This is a genomic window from Archangium sp. Cb G35 (assembly GCF_001896145.1).
GTDB lineage: Bacteria > Myxococcota > Myxococcia > Myxococcales > Myxococcaceae > Archangium > Archangium violaceum.
This window is the reverse complement of sequence record NZ_MPOI01000006.1, coordinates 73444-88287: the sequence shown is the minus strand read 5'-3', so window position 1 is coordinate 88287 and position 14844 is coordinate 73444. Positions and strand designations below refer to the sequence as shown.

At 67.5% G+C, this 14844-nt stretch carries 7 protein-coding genes; 4 read left to right on the top strand and 3 right to left on the bottom strand.

From position 1 onward, the window contains the following. Positions 1 to 3209 precede the first annotated feature (3209 nt). Complete coding sequence (locus tag BO221_RS53820; protein WP_143195548.1) at positions 3210 to 3629, top strand: hypothetical protein; 420 nt, start codon at positions 3210 to 3212, stop codon at positions 3627 to 3629. 166 nt (positions 3630 to 3795) lie between these two features. Here the strand turns inward: BO221_RS53820 and BO221_RS19140 are convergent, their stop codons facing one another. Then, the gene (locus BO221_RS19140; RefSeq protein WP_143195547.1) at positions 3796 to 6612 is read right to left on the bottom strand and encodes a DEAD/DEAH box helicase family protein; all 2817 of its coding nucleotides are present in this window, start codon (positions 6610 to 6612) and stop codon (positions 3796 to 3798) included. 893 nt (positions 6613 to 7505) lie between these two features. Here BO221_RS19140 and BO221_RS19135 point away from each other — a divergent pair. Continuing rightward, positions 7506 to 7958 (top strand): hypothetical protein, encoded by a 453-nt coding sequence (locus tag BO221_RS19135; protein WP_073561931.1) that lies wholly within the window; start codon positions 7506 to 7508, stop codon positions 7956 to 7958. Here BO221_RS19135 and BO221_RS19130 read toward each other — a convergent pair. Both BO221_RS19130 and BO221_RS19125 read right to left on the bottom strand, forming a co-directional pair. Next, entirely contained in the window at positions 7936 to 9117 is a 1182-nt protein-coding gene (locus tag BO221_RS19130) for a site-specific integrase (RefSeq protein ID WP_143195546.1), read from the bottom strand. The two genes, BO221_RS19135 and BO221_RS19130, sit on opposite strands and share 23 nt — an antisense overlap. Before the next feature lie 164 nt (positions 9118 to 9281). Next, positions 9282 to 11036, bottom strand: a complete 1755-nt coding sequence (locus BO221_RS19125) for a M1 family metallopeptidase (RefSeq protein ID WP_073561929.1) — start codon at positions 11034 to 11036, stop codon at positions 9282 to 9284. A 118-nt stretch (positions 11037 to 11154) separates the two neighbouring features. Between BO221_RS19125 and BO221_RS19120 the strand changes: the two genes are divergently transcribed. Next, positions 11155 to 13545 (top strand): 3-hydroxyacyl-CoA dehydrogenase/enoyl-CoA hydratase family protein, encoded by a 2391-nt coding sequence (locus BO221_RS19120; protein ID WP_073561928.1) that lies wholly within the window; start codon positions 11155 to 11157, stop codon positions 13543 to 13545. Between the two features lie 88 nt (positions 13546 to 13633). Beyond that, positions 13634 to 14806, top strand: coding sequence for a thiolase family protein (locus BO221_RS19115; RefSeq protein ID WP_073561927.1), 1173 nt, complete (start codon positions 13634 to 13636; stop codon positions 14804 to 14806). Positions 14807 to 14844 lie beyond the last annotated feature (38 nt).

Below are 14844 nucleotides of genomic sequence, written 5' to 3'. Positions count from 1 at the left end.
AGCGGCGCGGCAGCGGACGCGGCGCGAGCCTCTGACCCGTGGAGCGCATCAGCGGCGCGAGCGCATCAGCGGCGCGGTGGAGGCGCCCGGGCGCGGCAGCCGAAGCTCGGGCCGGTGGCAGCCACGGCGGCCCCCCCGGCCCGTATCAAAATGCCCGAAGCCCGGGCCGGTGGGGAGGCCACCAGGGCGCGGTGGAGGGCGCCAGCGACACGACAAGGGCGCCAGGGCACGGCGCGAACCTCGGGCGCGGCGGGAGCACCGGGGCGCGGCGGGAGCACCGGGGCGCGGCGCAACCCCAGGCGCGGCAGCGCCCCAGCGCAGCGGCAGCCGAAGCTCGGCGCGGTGGAGGCCACCAGGGCGCGGCAGCCATGGCGCGGCGCGCACCTCATGCGTGGTGGGGCGCCAGCAGCGCCCCCCAGCGCAGCGCAACGGCAGCCGGGAGCGGCGCGAGCCTTGGGCGCAGCGGAGGGCGCAAGCGGCGCGGCAGCCGAAGCTCGGGCCCGGTGGTCGACATCAGGGCCCGGTGGAGCGCCCCAGCGGCGCGGCAGCCGAAGCTCGGGCCCGTGGTAGCCACCAGGGCGCGGTGGAGCCCACTAGGGCACGGCAGCCGAAGCTCGGGCGCGGCGGAACCCACCAGGGCAGCAGCCGAAGCTCGGGCGCGGTGGAGGCTCCCAGGGCGCGGCAGCCGAAGCTCGGGCGCAGAGAGGCACGGCAGCCGAGCCCCGGGGGCAGTGGAGACGACCAGGGCAGGCAGCCGAGCCTCGGGCCCGTGGAGCGCACCCGGACGCGGTGCAGGCCACCAGGGGGCGGCAACCGAGGCTCGGGCCCGGTGGAGGGCGCCAGCAGCGCGGCAGCCGAGCCTCGGGCCAGCGGCGGGCATCAGCGGCGCGGTGGACGGCGCCAGGGCGCGGCACTCGGGCCGGTGGTGCGCACCAGTACGCGGCGCGAACCTCGGGCCGGTGGAGCGCACTAGGGGCGCGACGGGCGCGGCAGCCGAACCTCGGGCGCGGTGGACGCCACCAAGGCGCGGCGAAGGGCGCCAGCGGCGCAAACCTCGGGCGCGGTGGTGCGCCAGCAGCGCGGCAGCCGAACCTCGGTCCGGTGGATCGCGGCAGCGGCGCAACGGCAGACGCGGCGCGGCGCGAAGCTCGGGCGCGGCGAAGGGCGCCAGCGACGCGGCGAGGGCACCGGGGGCGGCGCGAAGCTCGGGCGCGGCAGCGGACACGGCGCGAACCTCGGGCGCGGTGTAGTCCACCAGGGGACCGCCGAAGCTCGGTCCGGTGGAGGGCGCCAGCAGCGCGGCAGCCGCGCCTCGGGCCAACGGTGGGCATCACGGCGCAGCGGCAGCCAGGGCGCGGCGCTCGGGCGGTGGAGGGCGCCAGCGGTGCAGCAGCCGAAGCGCGGGGCGGAGGAGCGCATCAGCGGCGCGAACCTCGGGCGTGGTGGGGCGGCCAGGGCTGGCGCGAATCTCGGGCCGGTGAAAGCCCAACCAGGACGCGGCAGCCGAAGCGCGGGCGCGGTGGCGGGCACCAGCGGCGCAGCAGCAGACACGGCGCAAACCTCGGACCCGGTGGAAGGCGCCAGCAACGCAGCAGCCGAGCCTCGGGCCGGTGGAGCTCGCCAGGGCGCGAAGCTTAGGCACTATGCAGGCCACCAGGGCACGGTGGAGGGCGCCAGCGATTCGGCAAGGGCACCCGGGCGCGGCGCAAACCTCGGGCCGCTGGAGCGCATCAGCGGCGCGGTGGAGGCAAACGGGGCGCGGCAGCCGAAGCTCGGGCGCGGTGGTGGCGCCAGGGTGCGGCGGCAGACACGGCGCGAAGGTCGGGCATGGTGGCGGGGGACCATCAGGGCGCGGCAGATCCACCAGCGGCGCGGCGGCGGCGCCAGGGTGCGGCGCGAATCTCGGGCCAGTGGAGGCCCGCCAGCGGCGCAAACCTCGGGCGCGGTGGCCGCCACCACGGCGCGCCCCCCGGGAGGGCGCGGCAGCCGAAGCTCGGGCGCATGGAGGGCGCCAGCGGCGCAGCGGCAGACGCGGCGCGGCGGCGCTCCTCGGGCGGTGGAGCCCACCAGGGCGCGGCGCGACCCTTGGGCATGGTGGCCCACCTGGGTGCGGTGGCGGTGGATGGCGCCAGCGGCGCGGTGGAGGCAAACGGGGCGCGGCAGCCGAAGCTCGGGCGCGGTGGCGCCCACCAGCACACGGCAGCCGAAGCTCGGGCGCGGTGGAAGTCACCAGGGCGCGGCGCGACCCTTGGGCATGGTGGCCCACTTGGGCACGGGCGCGGTGGATGGCACCGGCGGCGCAAACCTCGGGCGCGGTGCTGGCCCACCAGCGGCGCAGTGGACGGCGCCACCAGGGCGCGAACCTCGGGCCGGTAGAGCACGCCAGCAGCGGCGGCAGGGGCAGACACGGCGGCAGCGGCACCAAGGCGCGAAGCTCGGGCGCACTGCTGGCCACCAGCGCACCAGCAGCCGAACCTCGGGCGCCGTGCTCCGTGGAGGGCGCCAGGGGCACCGCGGCTGATTCGTGGGACTCATGGATAGGGCCCGATAGGGCCCCGGTATGGCTCCAGCTCAGGCTCAGCGGAGGAGCCCCAACGCGGCGCACACCTCGTTCACAGCGGCAGCCACGGCGCGAACATTGGGCGCGGGTGGAGGGCGCCAGGTACGCCGGCCCAAGCTCGGGGGCGGAGCCAGGACGCGGCGCCATTCCCGCACCAGTGGAGCGGCAGCCACGGCGCGAACCTTGGGCGCGGTAGAGCCACCCGCAGCAGGAGCAGCCGCGCCTCGGGCGCGGTGGAGCGGCAGCAGCCCCAGTGCAGCGGCAGCGGCACCAGGGCGCGGCGCAAACCTCGGGCCCGTGGAGCGCATCGGCGGCGCGGTGGAGGCCCCGGGGCGCGGTAGCCGAAGCACGGGCCGATGGAGGCCACCAGCGGCACCAGGGCAGCCGACGCTCGGGCGCGGTTTGGAGTCAGGGTGCGAAGCTCGGACCAGGGGAGCCCACTAGGGCGCGAAAGCAGACACGGCGCAAACCTCGGGCCCGGGAGGGCACCAGCAGCGCGGCAGCCTAAGCTCGGGCCGGACCAGGGCGCGAGCGGCATCAGGGCCCGGCAGCCGAGCCTCGGGCCCTTGGAGGCCACCAGCGGCGCGGTGGAGCGCGTCAGCGGCGCGGGGGATGGCACCTGGGAGCGGCAAGCCGACGCTCGGGCGCGGTGGATGGCACCAGGGCGCGGCAGCAGACACGGCGCGAGCCTCGGGCGCGGTGGAGCAGCGCCAGCGGCGTCAGGGCGCGGCAGCCGAACCTCGGGTGCGGTGGAGGGCGCCAGCGCATCGGCAGCCGAGCCTCGGGCCCGGTGGAGACCACCAGGGCGCGGCAGCCGAAGCTCGGGCCCGTGGAGGGCACCAGGGCGCGGTGGAGGGCGCCAGCGCATCGGCAGCCGAGCCTCGGGCCCGTGGCGCGCATCAGCGGCGCGGTGGAGGCGCCCAGGGCGCGGCAGTCGGGCCTCGGGCGCGGTGGAGGGCACCAGGGCGGCGGCAGCGGCGCCAAGGCGCGGCGCGAACCTTGGGCACGGTGGAAGGCGCCACCAGCGCAGCGGCAGACACGGGGCGGCGCGATCCTCGGGCAGTGGTAGTCACGGGGCCCGGTGCGAAGCTCGGGCGCGGTGGTGGGTGCTAGTACTACAGCAGTGCTTCGCCCCAATCAGCGCAGGTATTGTGGTCCCCGCTAGCGGGGAAGCGCAACATGTTGGGCCCGGGGAGCGATCTACTGCTGTAGTACTAGAAACATCTCCAAGCCTTTTAGGAGTGAGGCGACGCACTTCCGGAGTCTGCCGTTTTCCACTCAGACAAGAGCACGGCGCTACCAACAAACGTTTCCGACAACTCAAGCGCCCGTGCCAACCACCCAGCCCTAGGGAGTCGGCTCCTTATGCCCTCAGCAGCAGCAAGGCGCGCAGGAATATCCTCAAGCGACCAATGCGCCCTGTACTTGACAAGAATTCCTTGCACGACCTTCCACAACTCGAAGACAGCCTGCTTCTCAATGACTCTGATTGCCCCAAGCGAGCCTTGAGCCCCGGAGTGAAACGACTTTAGATGGGTTACTAGCGTGCCGTGCACTGCGAATCCCATGTTTGACAACTCAGTTGCCGCGCGCGCAAGCTGGATATGCGCCTGACCTATATCAGTTGCACTCAGGGCGCTCGTCTCTTTATTTTCTATCTTCGCCTCGAACGTATACGCCTCTTTGGCGGCTCCAAATGAGCCGCGCCATCGGCAGTCCGTGGCGGCGCTATACTTTGGCCTAGTCGCTGTAAAACCAAGGAGCCGCCCTAGCGCCTCCAATCCATCCTGAAAGAGGGAGTGATCATCAGAGACGAGGTTTGATGAAATCTTCTCGCAGTATTTTTGGAACTTCTCGCCCTTGACCCCCACCTTCTCAAGCAATTCATCAAACGCCCGAATAATTGCGTTCGGGTACTCCTCCTGCAATGCCTCGCTCGCAGCAACGGCGTCCGCCAAATACCTATTGAGCGCAGCACGCTGACGATTAAACCATGAACTCTTTTGCCCCTTGCCCAAGGCATCCTGCAACACTTGGATAAACTTGGTTCGCGCCGCACGATCCCCCTGTAAGTGTTGCGAGTAGAGCGACTTGGCCCATTGCCATCCATGGAGTGCGCCAATTTCAGTATTGACAATCGGTCGCATCTTGTCCCAGCAACGCTCAAAATGATCTGCGGCTAGGCCATAGTTTTGACTTGGATACAAAGCATTCCAGCCCAGGGTCTCGTCCTCGCTTGTGTCGGGCGCAGTCTGAAGGGGTTTGCTCGCCAATGTTGGCCCTTCGTAATTTTTTGCGAGCGAGTCGAACTTAGAAAACTGTCCGGACATAAAGTTTGTCACTAATTCGACCAACTCTGCCTCTTCAGCATCAGCCAAATCCTGCGCCATATCCAACTCCCCGACGATATTCGAAGGAAGCCCCACCAGATTTGCGTCGTGCCCGAAGTGTGTCGGGAAACGCTGATCGGCTAGGAGATACAGTGCATAATCATCCTTCGCTCGGTTGCAGCGCCCCAGAGCTTGCACAATGCGCTGGTTCAGTCTTCGCCTCATGAAGTCGGAGTCGCGCAGGTAACTGGTTATGAATTCCTCTTGGAGATTGATAGCCTTGGGAAGGGTAAGCAGGACCACGAGTCGGCACTCGTCACCCTTGAAATCCATGCCATCAAAACGCCCTGCCACAAAGAGGTGCCCAATCGCAGAGGATTTGAACTTGTCAATTTCATCGCCAAGCGGCGTAAGCACCCAGCTTGGATGAACCAAGCCGTTTTTGTTAAGCCATTCAGACACAGCAGTTCGAGCCCGTGTCGCCTCAGCCTCGCTTGAGCACAACCAAAGACTCTTCGGATGTTTCGTCAGCGCCGCAAGAAGCAATATCTGCATGCGCTTTGGGATGTCCTCTTTGTCCGCGAGTCGATTCATGACAATGAGGCGACGACCAGAAGTCACCTCTGAGTGCTCTTTGGGAACAGGCATTGACTTGATCGCCCGCCCACCAAGACGCCGCCGAAGGTCGCTTGGATCTCCAATTGTTGCGCTCAGGTAAATGACTTGCTGAGCCTGGGAATAATACTGAGTGGTGGACAAGGGGTAAACATACGGCCGAAGCCATATGGCCGTACCGCTCACGTAAAAGTTGAAATCGCCGACGTGGTTACGTAGTCGCCTCCAGCGAAACTTTAGGTCCGTGTCGTTTTGGAGACTCGGTGAGGACTCAATGATTTCTACAAGTCTTGACAAAATATCAGCTTGAGAAATGAACGAGAGGAGTTCGGCAGACGTGTCGCTTGACATGCCTGATGCATCGTCTGACTTGCCCGATGCAGCAGCATCAACAAGTGCCGGATACTCTGGGAACCGGGATGCTAGCTCCGTCGCGATGGTTGCGAATAGTTCCTGATGTTTGAACCTATTGATCTCAACCGAATAGAGCGAATGCAAGCAGTGTTCGGCCAGATGTGCATCGTCCATGATAATTAGGTCGGCAGGATCGATTGCAGGCTTCTGGTTGAAGTAGACCCAGTAATTCATAACGGCTACTGCGGCGTGCCGGTGGAAGGCGCGCTTATGTGCCGCCGGTATATCTTGCCCGCTTCCCTCCATGAGCACTGCGGGCATGCCCAATAGCTTGGCTTCCTTTTCCATCTGCCGAGCAAGAGTCTTGTTCGCAGACAGGATAGCTGCGCTCCTCCCCTCACGACGCCAAGCTTCAGCAATGAGGAGCGCGATCAGCGTTTTCCCAGCTCCCGTGGGCAACTGAATCGCGAGGTCTGATTCCTGGGCAAACGACGCCGCATACTTCTCTAGAACGTAAGCCTGAGCAGGAAGCAACTTCTCAAATTTCGCTGAGTGAAATTCGCCAAGAAAGGCGGCATAGTCAGTAGGTAGCGGCAAGGGTGGCTCCGTTGGAATTTTGTGAGGATGGATGCCCGCACCGAGATCATCATCCTCCCGCGTCGTGCTGCGGTGCAACCGGGTTCGATGCACTGGGCTGGCCGGATCAGTGGCGCGGTGGAGCGCACTGGGGCGCAGCAGCCGAACCTCGGGCACGGGCACAGCGGACGACGCCAGAGCACCGTAGAGGACGCCAGCGCACCCGCCGCCGAAGCTCGGGCATGGTGGCCGCCAGGGCGCGGCAGCCGAAGCTCGGGCACAGTGTAGCCCACCAGGGCGCAGCGGCAGGCACTGCGCGACCCCAGCGTCCGGCCTGTGGAGGCCGCGAGTAGCGCGGCAGCCCAGGCTTGGGCGCGGCAGCAGACACGGCGCGAACCTCGGGCGCGGTGCGCTCTGGAGGGCGCCAGGGGCACTGCGGCCGATTCGTGGGGCCCATGGATGAGGCCCCGGTATGACTCCAGCTCAGGCGCAGCGGAGCAGCCCCAACGCGGCGCACCCCTCGGGCACAGCGGTAGCCACGGCACGAACCTCGGGCGCGGGTGGAGGGTGCCAGGTACGTCGGCCAAATCTCGGGGGCGGGGCCAGGACGCAGCGCCATTCCCACGCCAGTAGAGCGGCAGCCACGGCGCGAACCTGGGGCCGGTGGAGCGCACCAGCGGCGCGGTGGATGGGCTAGTAGGGCAGCAGCCGAGCCTCGGGCCCGGGGAGACCACCAGGGCAGCAGCCGAGCCTCGGGTCCGTGGAGACCACCAGGGCACGGCAGCCGAAGCTCGGGCGCGGTGGAGACCACCAGGGCGCGGTGGAGCCAGGGCGCGGCAGCCGAAGCTCGGGCGCACTGGAGGCACCAGGGCAGCAGCCGAGCCTCGGGCCCGTGGAGTTGCGCTAGCGACGTGGCAGCCGAAGCTCGGGCCTAGCCAACCACGGCCAACGGTGCCCAACCATGGCCAACCTGCCCGCACCTATCCGCAACTAGCCCTAACTGGCCCTAACTGGACAGCACGCCCGAAACGCTTTGACCGTGCTTGTGATGGCGCGGGAAAATATGGGACATGAAGTCGCAAGGCATCACGTCGCCGTTTGATTCGGCGGCCATTCAGGACGAAACCCAGCCGACCCCACCGCCTGCACCGGACAGCGGAGCCGAGCCCCACCTGCTGCGGGAGATTTACGCGGAGTTGTGCAAGCTGCGCGCGATGGTCGGAGATATGCAGAACCGGATCGCCAATGCTGCCCCGGTTCAAGCGGCCCGCGCCATCTCGATTGACGCCGCGCAGGCCCTCCTCGGCTGCGGGCGCTCTCGGATTTTCGAGCTATTGCGCTCGGGGGCGCTGCGGCGTGCTCCCAAGGTGGGCAAGGTCGCCATGATCACCCTGGACAGCCTCGAAGCCCTTCAAGAGTGCTTCGCCCGCGAGCCTGCCCCCAAGCGCAAGCGGCAACCCGCCCAGCAATCAACCGGGCGGGCTGAGAAGGACGCAATCCTCAAGCTGATTCGGCAAGCCTGACCGGCAGGTCTGCCGGGTCGTCGGGATGCTCCAGCTTGATCGGAATCTTGATCATCGGGGGCACCTTCACGTTGTCATAAAAACGCTTGGTTGTGTTTGCGGAGTGGTGGCCGACGACAGCAGCAATCGCAGTCAGCGGCAGCCCTCCCGCCCTGGGCCGTACCTCCTGCCCGCACTCGGAGGCCCAGGTAACGAAGCTGTGCCGGTACTCCCCGAAATGCACCGGCTTGATCCTAAGGGTCTTGCAGGCGCGAGCAACAACCCGGCGGATATGGCTATCAACCGGCGCCGCCCCGCGCGCCTGTAGCCGCTGCACAGCCGCCAAGGTCTGACGGTCGATGCTCTGACGGTGGACGTTCCCGCTCTTGTGGATGAACGTCACCGTTGCGGCGATCTCGCCTTGGTCCTTGAACACGGCCACCTTGCCCTCACCCCTGGCCAGCCGTTCGATCTCGGTGCCGTGCATCCCGGTCTTCGCATGGATGCACAGCACGTCGCGCACACCCTGCACGTCCGTCGTGCGCCGCGTCGCCTCCTGCCCGAAGTTCGTAAACTCCCACCCGCTGATCGCCCGATAAAGCCGCTCGGTGGTCTCGATGCTGTAACCCTTCTCCCGCACTGCCTTCTCGGGACGGGTAGCGGGCACCTTGAGGGAGACGGTGGGGTCTTCGGCCAGGGCGAGGGCGCCCTGCTCCCGCAGCCAAGAGGCAAAGGACTTGATCGCGGTAATGCGGTTCTTCCTGCCCGTCTTGTGCCGGGCCAACTCCCGCAGAAGCTCTTGGAGGGTGACGGTGCGCAGATCCCGGCCCGCGAGAGCTTCGGCCCACGTCGCCAAGTAGAAGCCGACATTCCCGACGTAGCGATCCGTAGTGCCCGCGCGCCTCATGGAGTCGAGGAATCGGCCCACGGTCTCAGCGTTGACGTAAACGGCGGACTCCTGCTGTTGCTGCCTCGCTTCCCGCTTGGTGCTGTAGCCCTCAGGGTCGCGAATGAAAAGCGCAAGCTCGGCCTCTGCTTCCGTCTCGCTGCTGGCGTCGAGGTGGATGGTGTAGGCCCGTCCCTGAACCATCTTGCGCAGCACGAACACCGGGCGGCCGTCCTTGCCGTTGAAGGTCCGCCCCCCCTTCCACTTCCCTGTCCACTCTCTGTTGTTTCCCACGTCGCGGGCTCCGTTTTGGTCCGAATTTGGACCCCAGGTGCCCCGATTTGGTCCCCAAAAGCAAGCCGCGCCCCCCTGCTAGGAGGGGAGCGCGGCTCGGAGCGGCGGGTAACTTCTAGTGGAGGCGGCGGGAATCGAACCCGCCGCCTCCGTGAGCCTCGCGGCTACGCGCGGTTGAGGATGGACTCGACCGCACCCCGGGCGATGGGGTGGTAGCGCTCGGCGTAGCGGTTGAACAGGCTGCGCGCCAATGCCTTGCCCTCGGACGTGGACGCCAGTGCCCCATACAGCGGCTTGAGGTACTTCATGCGTCCCACCTCGCCCAGGAAGGCCTCCGTGCGCCCCAGCGCCGGTGCCCAGCCCGCTCGCAACGACACCGTCAGCCACGACACCAGCACCTCCGCGTTCTGGCTCTTCGTCAGCTGGAAGCGGTCCTCCAACTGCCGGAACACCTCCTTCGACGTCCCCTGCGGCAGTGACTGGAGGTAGAGCTGCCACTCCGCCGGCGTCCAGTCCTTCACGTCGTCCTTCGTGGGCACCTTGCTCTTGTAGCTCGCCATCCGCTCCAGCCGCTCCGAGCGCGGCACCGGCGCGCTGCCCGGAACGCCCGGCTTGTTCAGGTAGGCCTCCGCGTCCACCTTCGCCAACGCCCCCGGCAGGTGCTTCTCCACGAACGCCGTGAACTGCTCGGTGGTCAGCGCCTGGAACCGGTGCGCCTCCAGGTAGCGCTTCAGGAAGGCGTCGAACGCCGGCCGGCCCACCGCGTCCTCAATCGCCCTCAGCAGCAGGTAGCCCTTCTCGTAGGGAATCTGGGAGAAGGCCTGGTCCGGATCCACGCCCGTCAGGTGCGTGCGCAGCGCGGTGAGCTCCGGATGCGCCTTGAAGTGCTGGACCGCGTCCTCCAGCACTCGCCGGCCCAGCGCCGCGTGCAGCTTGGACACGTCCTCCCCGTAGAGCGCCTCGACGATGCGCCGCTCGGCGAACACCGTGAACCCCTCGTTCAGCCAGAAGTGCTCGGCCGTTGCGTTCGTCACCAGGTTGCCCGTCCACGAGTGCGCCAGCTCGTGCGCCACCACCGTCACCAGGCTCTTGTCTCCCGCCAGCAGCGAGGGCGTCAGGAACGTCAGCCGCGGGTTCTCCATGCCTCCGTACGGGAACGACGGCGGCATCGTCAGCAGATCGAACCGCTCCCAGTCATACGGGCCGAAGAGCTCCTCCGCCGCGCGCAGCATGGCGTCCACGTCCTCGAACTCCTCGGCCGCCTCCTCCAGCACCTCGGGCTCGGCCCACACGCGCGAGCGCGGGCCCAGCTCCTTCGCCGCCAGCCTCCCCACCGCGAAGGCCAGCAGGTAGGGCGGAATCGGCTGCGGCATCTCGTAGCGCTCCAGCGCCTCCACACCCTGTTCCTCGCGCCCCACGAAGCCCGCCGCCATCACCGCCTTGAGCTCCTTGGGCACCGTCAGCTCCGCCTTGTAGCGGATGCGGATTCGCGGCGTGTCCTGGAGTGGCATCACCGAGCGTGCGTGGATGGCCTGGCACTGGCTGAAGAGGTACGGGTACTCGCCTCCCGCCGTCTGGGCCGGCGTCAGCCACTGCAGCGCGCTCGCCTGCGGGGACGTCCGGTAGCGGATGGTGAGCTGCTTCGTCCCCGGGCGCAGCTCCACCCTCAGGCGGCTGCCGAGAATGGGCTCGGGCGGCGACAGCAGGTAGGGCAGGGGCTTGCCCTCAGCGTCCACCACCGAGCGGATCTCCAATTCCCGCGTGTCCAGGTCCAGCGGGCCGGCGGATGCTTCCTTCAGGCTGAGGGTGGCCTCGGCGTGCAGCCGGCGCGTGCGGAAGTCCACGCGCGCCTTCCAGGTGAGGCTCTCGGTCTCGGGTTGAGTGTCGTCGTTGTACGAGTGCGGGTCGGGTCGGGCCATGGGGGCTCGCACCTTACCCTCCACCAGCCGGTGACAGGGGCCTCAAGAGCCGGTTGACTTTTGAATCAACCGGCGCAATGTCTGGTGCCACCCTTTTTCAATTCGGGAGCCTCTTTCGATGACGATGCGGATCCGCAAAGTGGCAGTTCTGGGCGCGGGCGTGATGGGCAGCGGCATCGCCGCGCACCTGGCCAACTCGGGCGTACGTGCTCTCCTGCTGGACATCGTTCCGCCCAAGGCGGCGCCGGGCGAGGACACGGCCTCCAAGGCCTTCAAGAACAAGTTCGCCCAGGGAGCCCTGGCGAACATGCGCAAGCAGAAGCCCAGCCCCATCGTGTCCGAGCAGGTGTTCACGGCCATCGAGGTGGGCAACTTCGAGGACGACCTGCACCGGCTGGAGGAGTGTGACTGGGTCATCGAGGTGGTGAAGGAGGACATGGCCGTCAAGCAGGCCCTGTTCGCCAAGGTGGAGCAGCACGCGCGCAAGGGCACCATCATCAGCTCCAACACCTCGGGCCTGTCCATCAAGGGCATGCTGGAGGGCCGCGGCGCCGACTTCCGCAAGAACTTCCTCGTCACCCACTTCTTCAACCCCGTCCGCTACATGAAGCTGCTGGAGCTGGTGGCGGGCCCGGAGACGGACCCCGAGGTGGTGAAGACGGTCCACCGCTTTGGCGAGGAGGTGCTCGGCAAGGGCATCGTCTACGGCAAGGACACCACCAACTTCATCGCCAACCGCGTGGGCACCTACGGGATGATGCGCACCATCTCGGAGATGCAGAAGGCGGAGCTGACCATCGAGGAGGTGGACAAGATCTTTGGCCCCGCCATGGGCCGTCCCAAGTCCGCCGTGTTCCGCACCGCCGACATCGTGGGCCTGGACACCTTCAGCCACGTGGCGAAGAACTGTTACGACACGCTCACCCAGGACGAGGAGCGTGACGTCTTCGCCATCCCCGAGTTCCTCCAGAAGATGGTCGCCAAGGGGATGCTCGGCGACAAGAGCGGCGGCGGCTTCTACAAGAAGGACAGGAGCGCGGGCGGCAAGGACATCCTCGCGCTGGACCTGAAGACGCTCGAGTACCGGCCGCAGAACAAGGTGCGCTACGAGTCGCTGGGCGCCGCCAAGGACGTGGAGAACGTGCGCGAGCGCGTGGCCACGGTGATGAGCGGCCAGGACAAGGCCGCGAAGTTCGCCGAGCGGATCACCCTGGACGTGCTCGCCTACGCCAGCCGCCGGATTCCGGAGATCGCCGATGACGTGGTCAACATCGACCGCGGCATGCGCTGGGGCTTCGCCTGGGACCTGGGGCCCTTCGAGACCTGGGATGCCTACGGCGTGAAGAAGGGCCTGGAGCGCATGAAGGAGCTGGGCCTCAAGGCCGCCCCCTGGGTGGAGGAGATGCTCGCCAAGGGCCGCACGAGCTTCTACGGCGTGGAGAACGGCAAGGACACCTACTGGGACATCCCCTCCAAGTCCGTGAAGGTGGTGCCGGAGAACGCCCGCACGTCGCGCGTGGAGTACCTCAAGCGCGGCAACAAGAAGATCACCGGCAATGACAGCGCCACGCTCTGGGACATGGGCGATGGCGTGACGCTGCTGGAGTTCCACTCGAAGATGAACTCCATCGACGACAACATCATCGCCATGATGAACACGGCCCTGGACGAGACGGAGAAGAACTTCCGCGGCCTGGTCATCGGCAACGATGGGGCGAACTTCTCGGCGGGCGCCAACATCATGGCGCTGCTGTGGGGCGCGAAGAATGGCGAGTTCGACACCATCCGCAACATGGCGTCGGGCTTCCAGGCGGCCAACCAGCGCATGCGCTACAGCCCGGTGCCGGTGGTGACGGCGCCCTTCAACCTGACGCTCGGCGGCGGCGCCGAGACGGCCATGGGCGGCAACGCCATCCAGGCCTCGGCCGAGCTGTACATGGGCCTCGTCGAGGTGGGCGTGGGCCTCATCCCCGGCGGCGGCGGCACCATGCAGCTGTTGCGCAACGTGTACGGCCAGTACTCGGCGGACAAGGACTTCGACGCCTTCCCCTTCATCAAGAAGGTGTTCCTGGCCATCGGCACCGCGAAGGTGGCCACCAGCGCCGAAGAGGCTCGCGAGCTGGGCTTCCTCAACGCCAACGACGGCATCAGCGCCAACCGCGACTTCCTGCTGTCGGACGCCAAGCAGCGCGTCATCGGCATGGCCAACGCGGGCTTCCGCGCGCCGCGGCCCACCCGCTTCCGCCTGCCCGGCGCCAGCGGCTACGCCACCATCGACATGCTCCTCTACGACATGGAGCTCAACGGACAGGTGTCCGCGCACGACCGGAAGATCGCCCAGAAGCTGGCGCGCGTGCTCACCGGTGGTGACACCAGCCCGTCGCTGCTCGTCACCGAAGAGCGGCTGCTGGAGCTGGAGCTGGAGGCGTTCCTGAGCCTGTGCGGCGAGGAGAAGACGCAGGACCGGCTGATGCACATGCTCGAGAAGGGCAAGCCGCTGCGCAACTGAGGCGGCGGCGTTAAGCGAGTTTCCAAGTCATCCACTGATTGAAGATTTCGAAGCCCGGGGGTCGCTCCCCGGGCGAGGAGACAGACAGATGCCCGGTCGAGTCGTGATTGCCAGCGCGGTGCGCACCCCGTTCACCCGCGCGCACAAGGGAGAGTTCAAGGACACCCGGCCCGATACGCTCGCGGCCCTCGCCATCAAGGAGGCCGTGGCGCAGGTCCCCGGCCTGAAGCCCGAAGAGGTCGAGGACGTGATCCTCGGCTGTGCCATGCCGGAGGCGGAGCAGGGGATGAACGTGGCGCGCAACGCCGCCCTGCTGGCTGGCCTGCCGGACACCGTGCCCGGAATGACCATCAACCGCTTCTGCTCGTCGGGCACGCAGTCCATTGCCCAGGCGGCGCAGGCCATCAAGGCGGGGATGATGCAGGTCGCCGTGGCCGGTGGCACCGAGTCCATGACCATGGTCCCCATGGGTGGCAACAAGGTCAGCGCCAACCCGGAGATCATGGAGAAGTACCCGGAGGTCTACACCTCCATGGGCGCCACCGCGGAGAACATCGCCTCGCGCTACAGCGTGTCGCGCGAGGACGCGGACAAGTTCGCCTACGAGAGCCAGCGCCGTGCCGCCACCGCGCGCGAGCAGGGCAAGTTCAAGGAGGAGATCTTCCCCGTCACCACCACCGTCTTCGATGAGGAGGGCAAGGCGCACCAGGTGACGGTCTCGGTGGACACCATCCTGCGTCCGGACACCACGCTGGAGGGCCTGGCCAAGCTCCGCCCCGCCTTCAACCAGAAGGGCGTGGTGACGGCCGGTAACGCGTCGCCGCTGACCGACGGCGCGGCGGCCGCGGTGGTGATGAGCGAGGAGAAGGCCCAGCAGCTCGGCGTGAAGCCGCTCGGCTACTTCCTGGACTACCAGGTGGCCGGCGTGCCGCCGGAGATCATGGGTGTGGGCCCGGTGCCCGCGGTGAAGAAGCTGCTGGCGAAGAACAACCTCAAGGTCGAGGACATCGACGTCTTCGAGCTGAACGAGGCCTTCGCCGCGCAGGCGCTGCACTGCATCCGCGAGCTGGGCATCTCCCAGGACAAGGTGAACCCGAACGGCGGCGCCATCGCGCTGGGCCACCCGCTGGGCGTGTCCGGTGCGCGCCTGGTGGCCACCATCCTGCGCGAGCTGAAGCGGCGCAACGGCCGTTACGGCGTGGTGACGATGTGCATCGGCGGCGGCATGGGCGCTGCGGCCCTCATCGAGCTGGCGAAGTAATCCACGCCGCTCCTCCCACGCCGCTCCTCCTTCTCCCC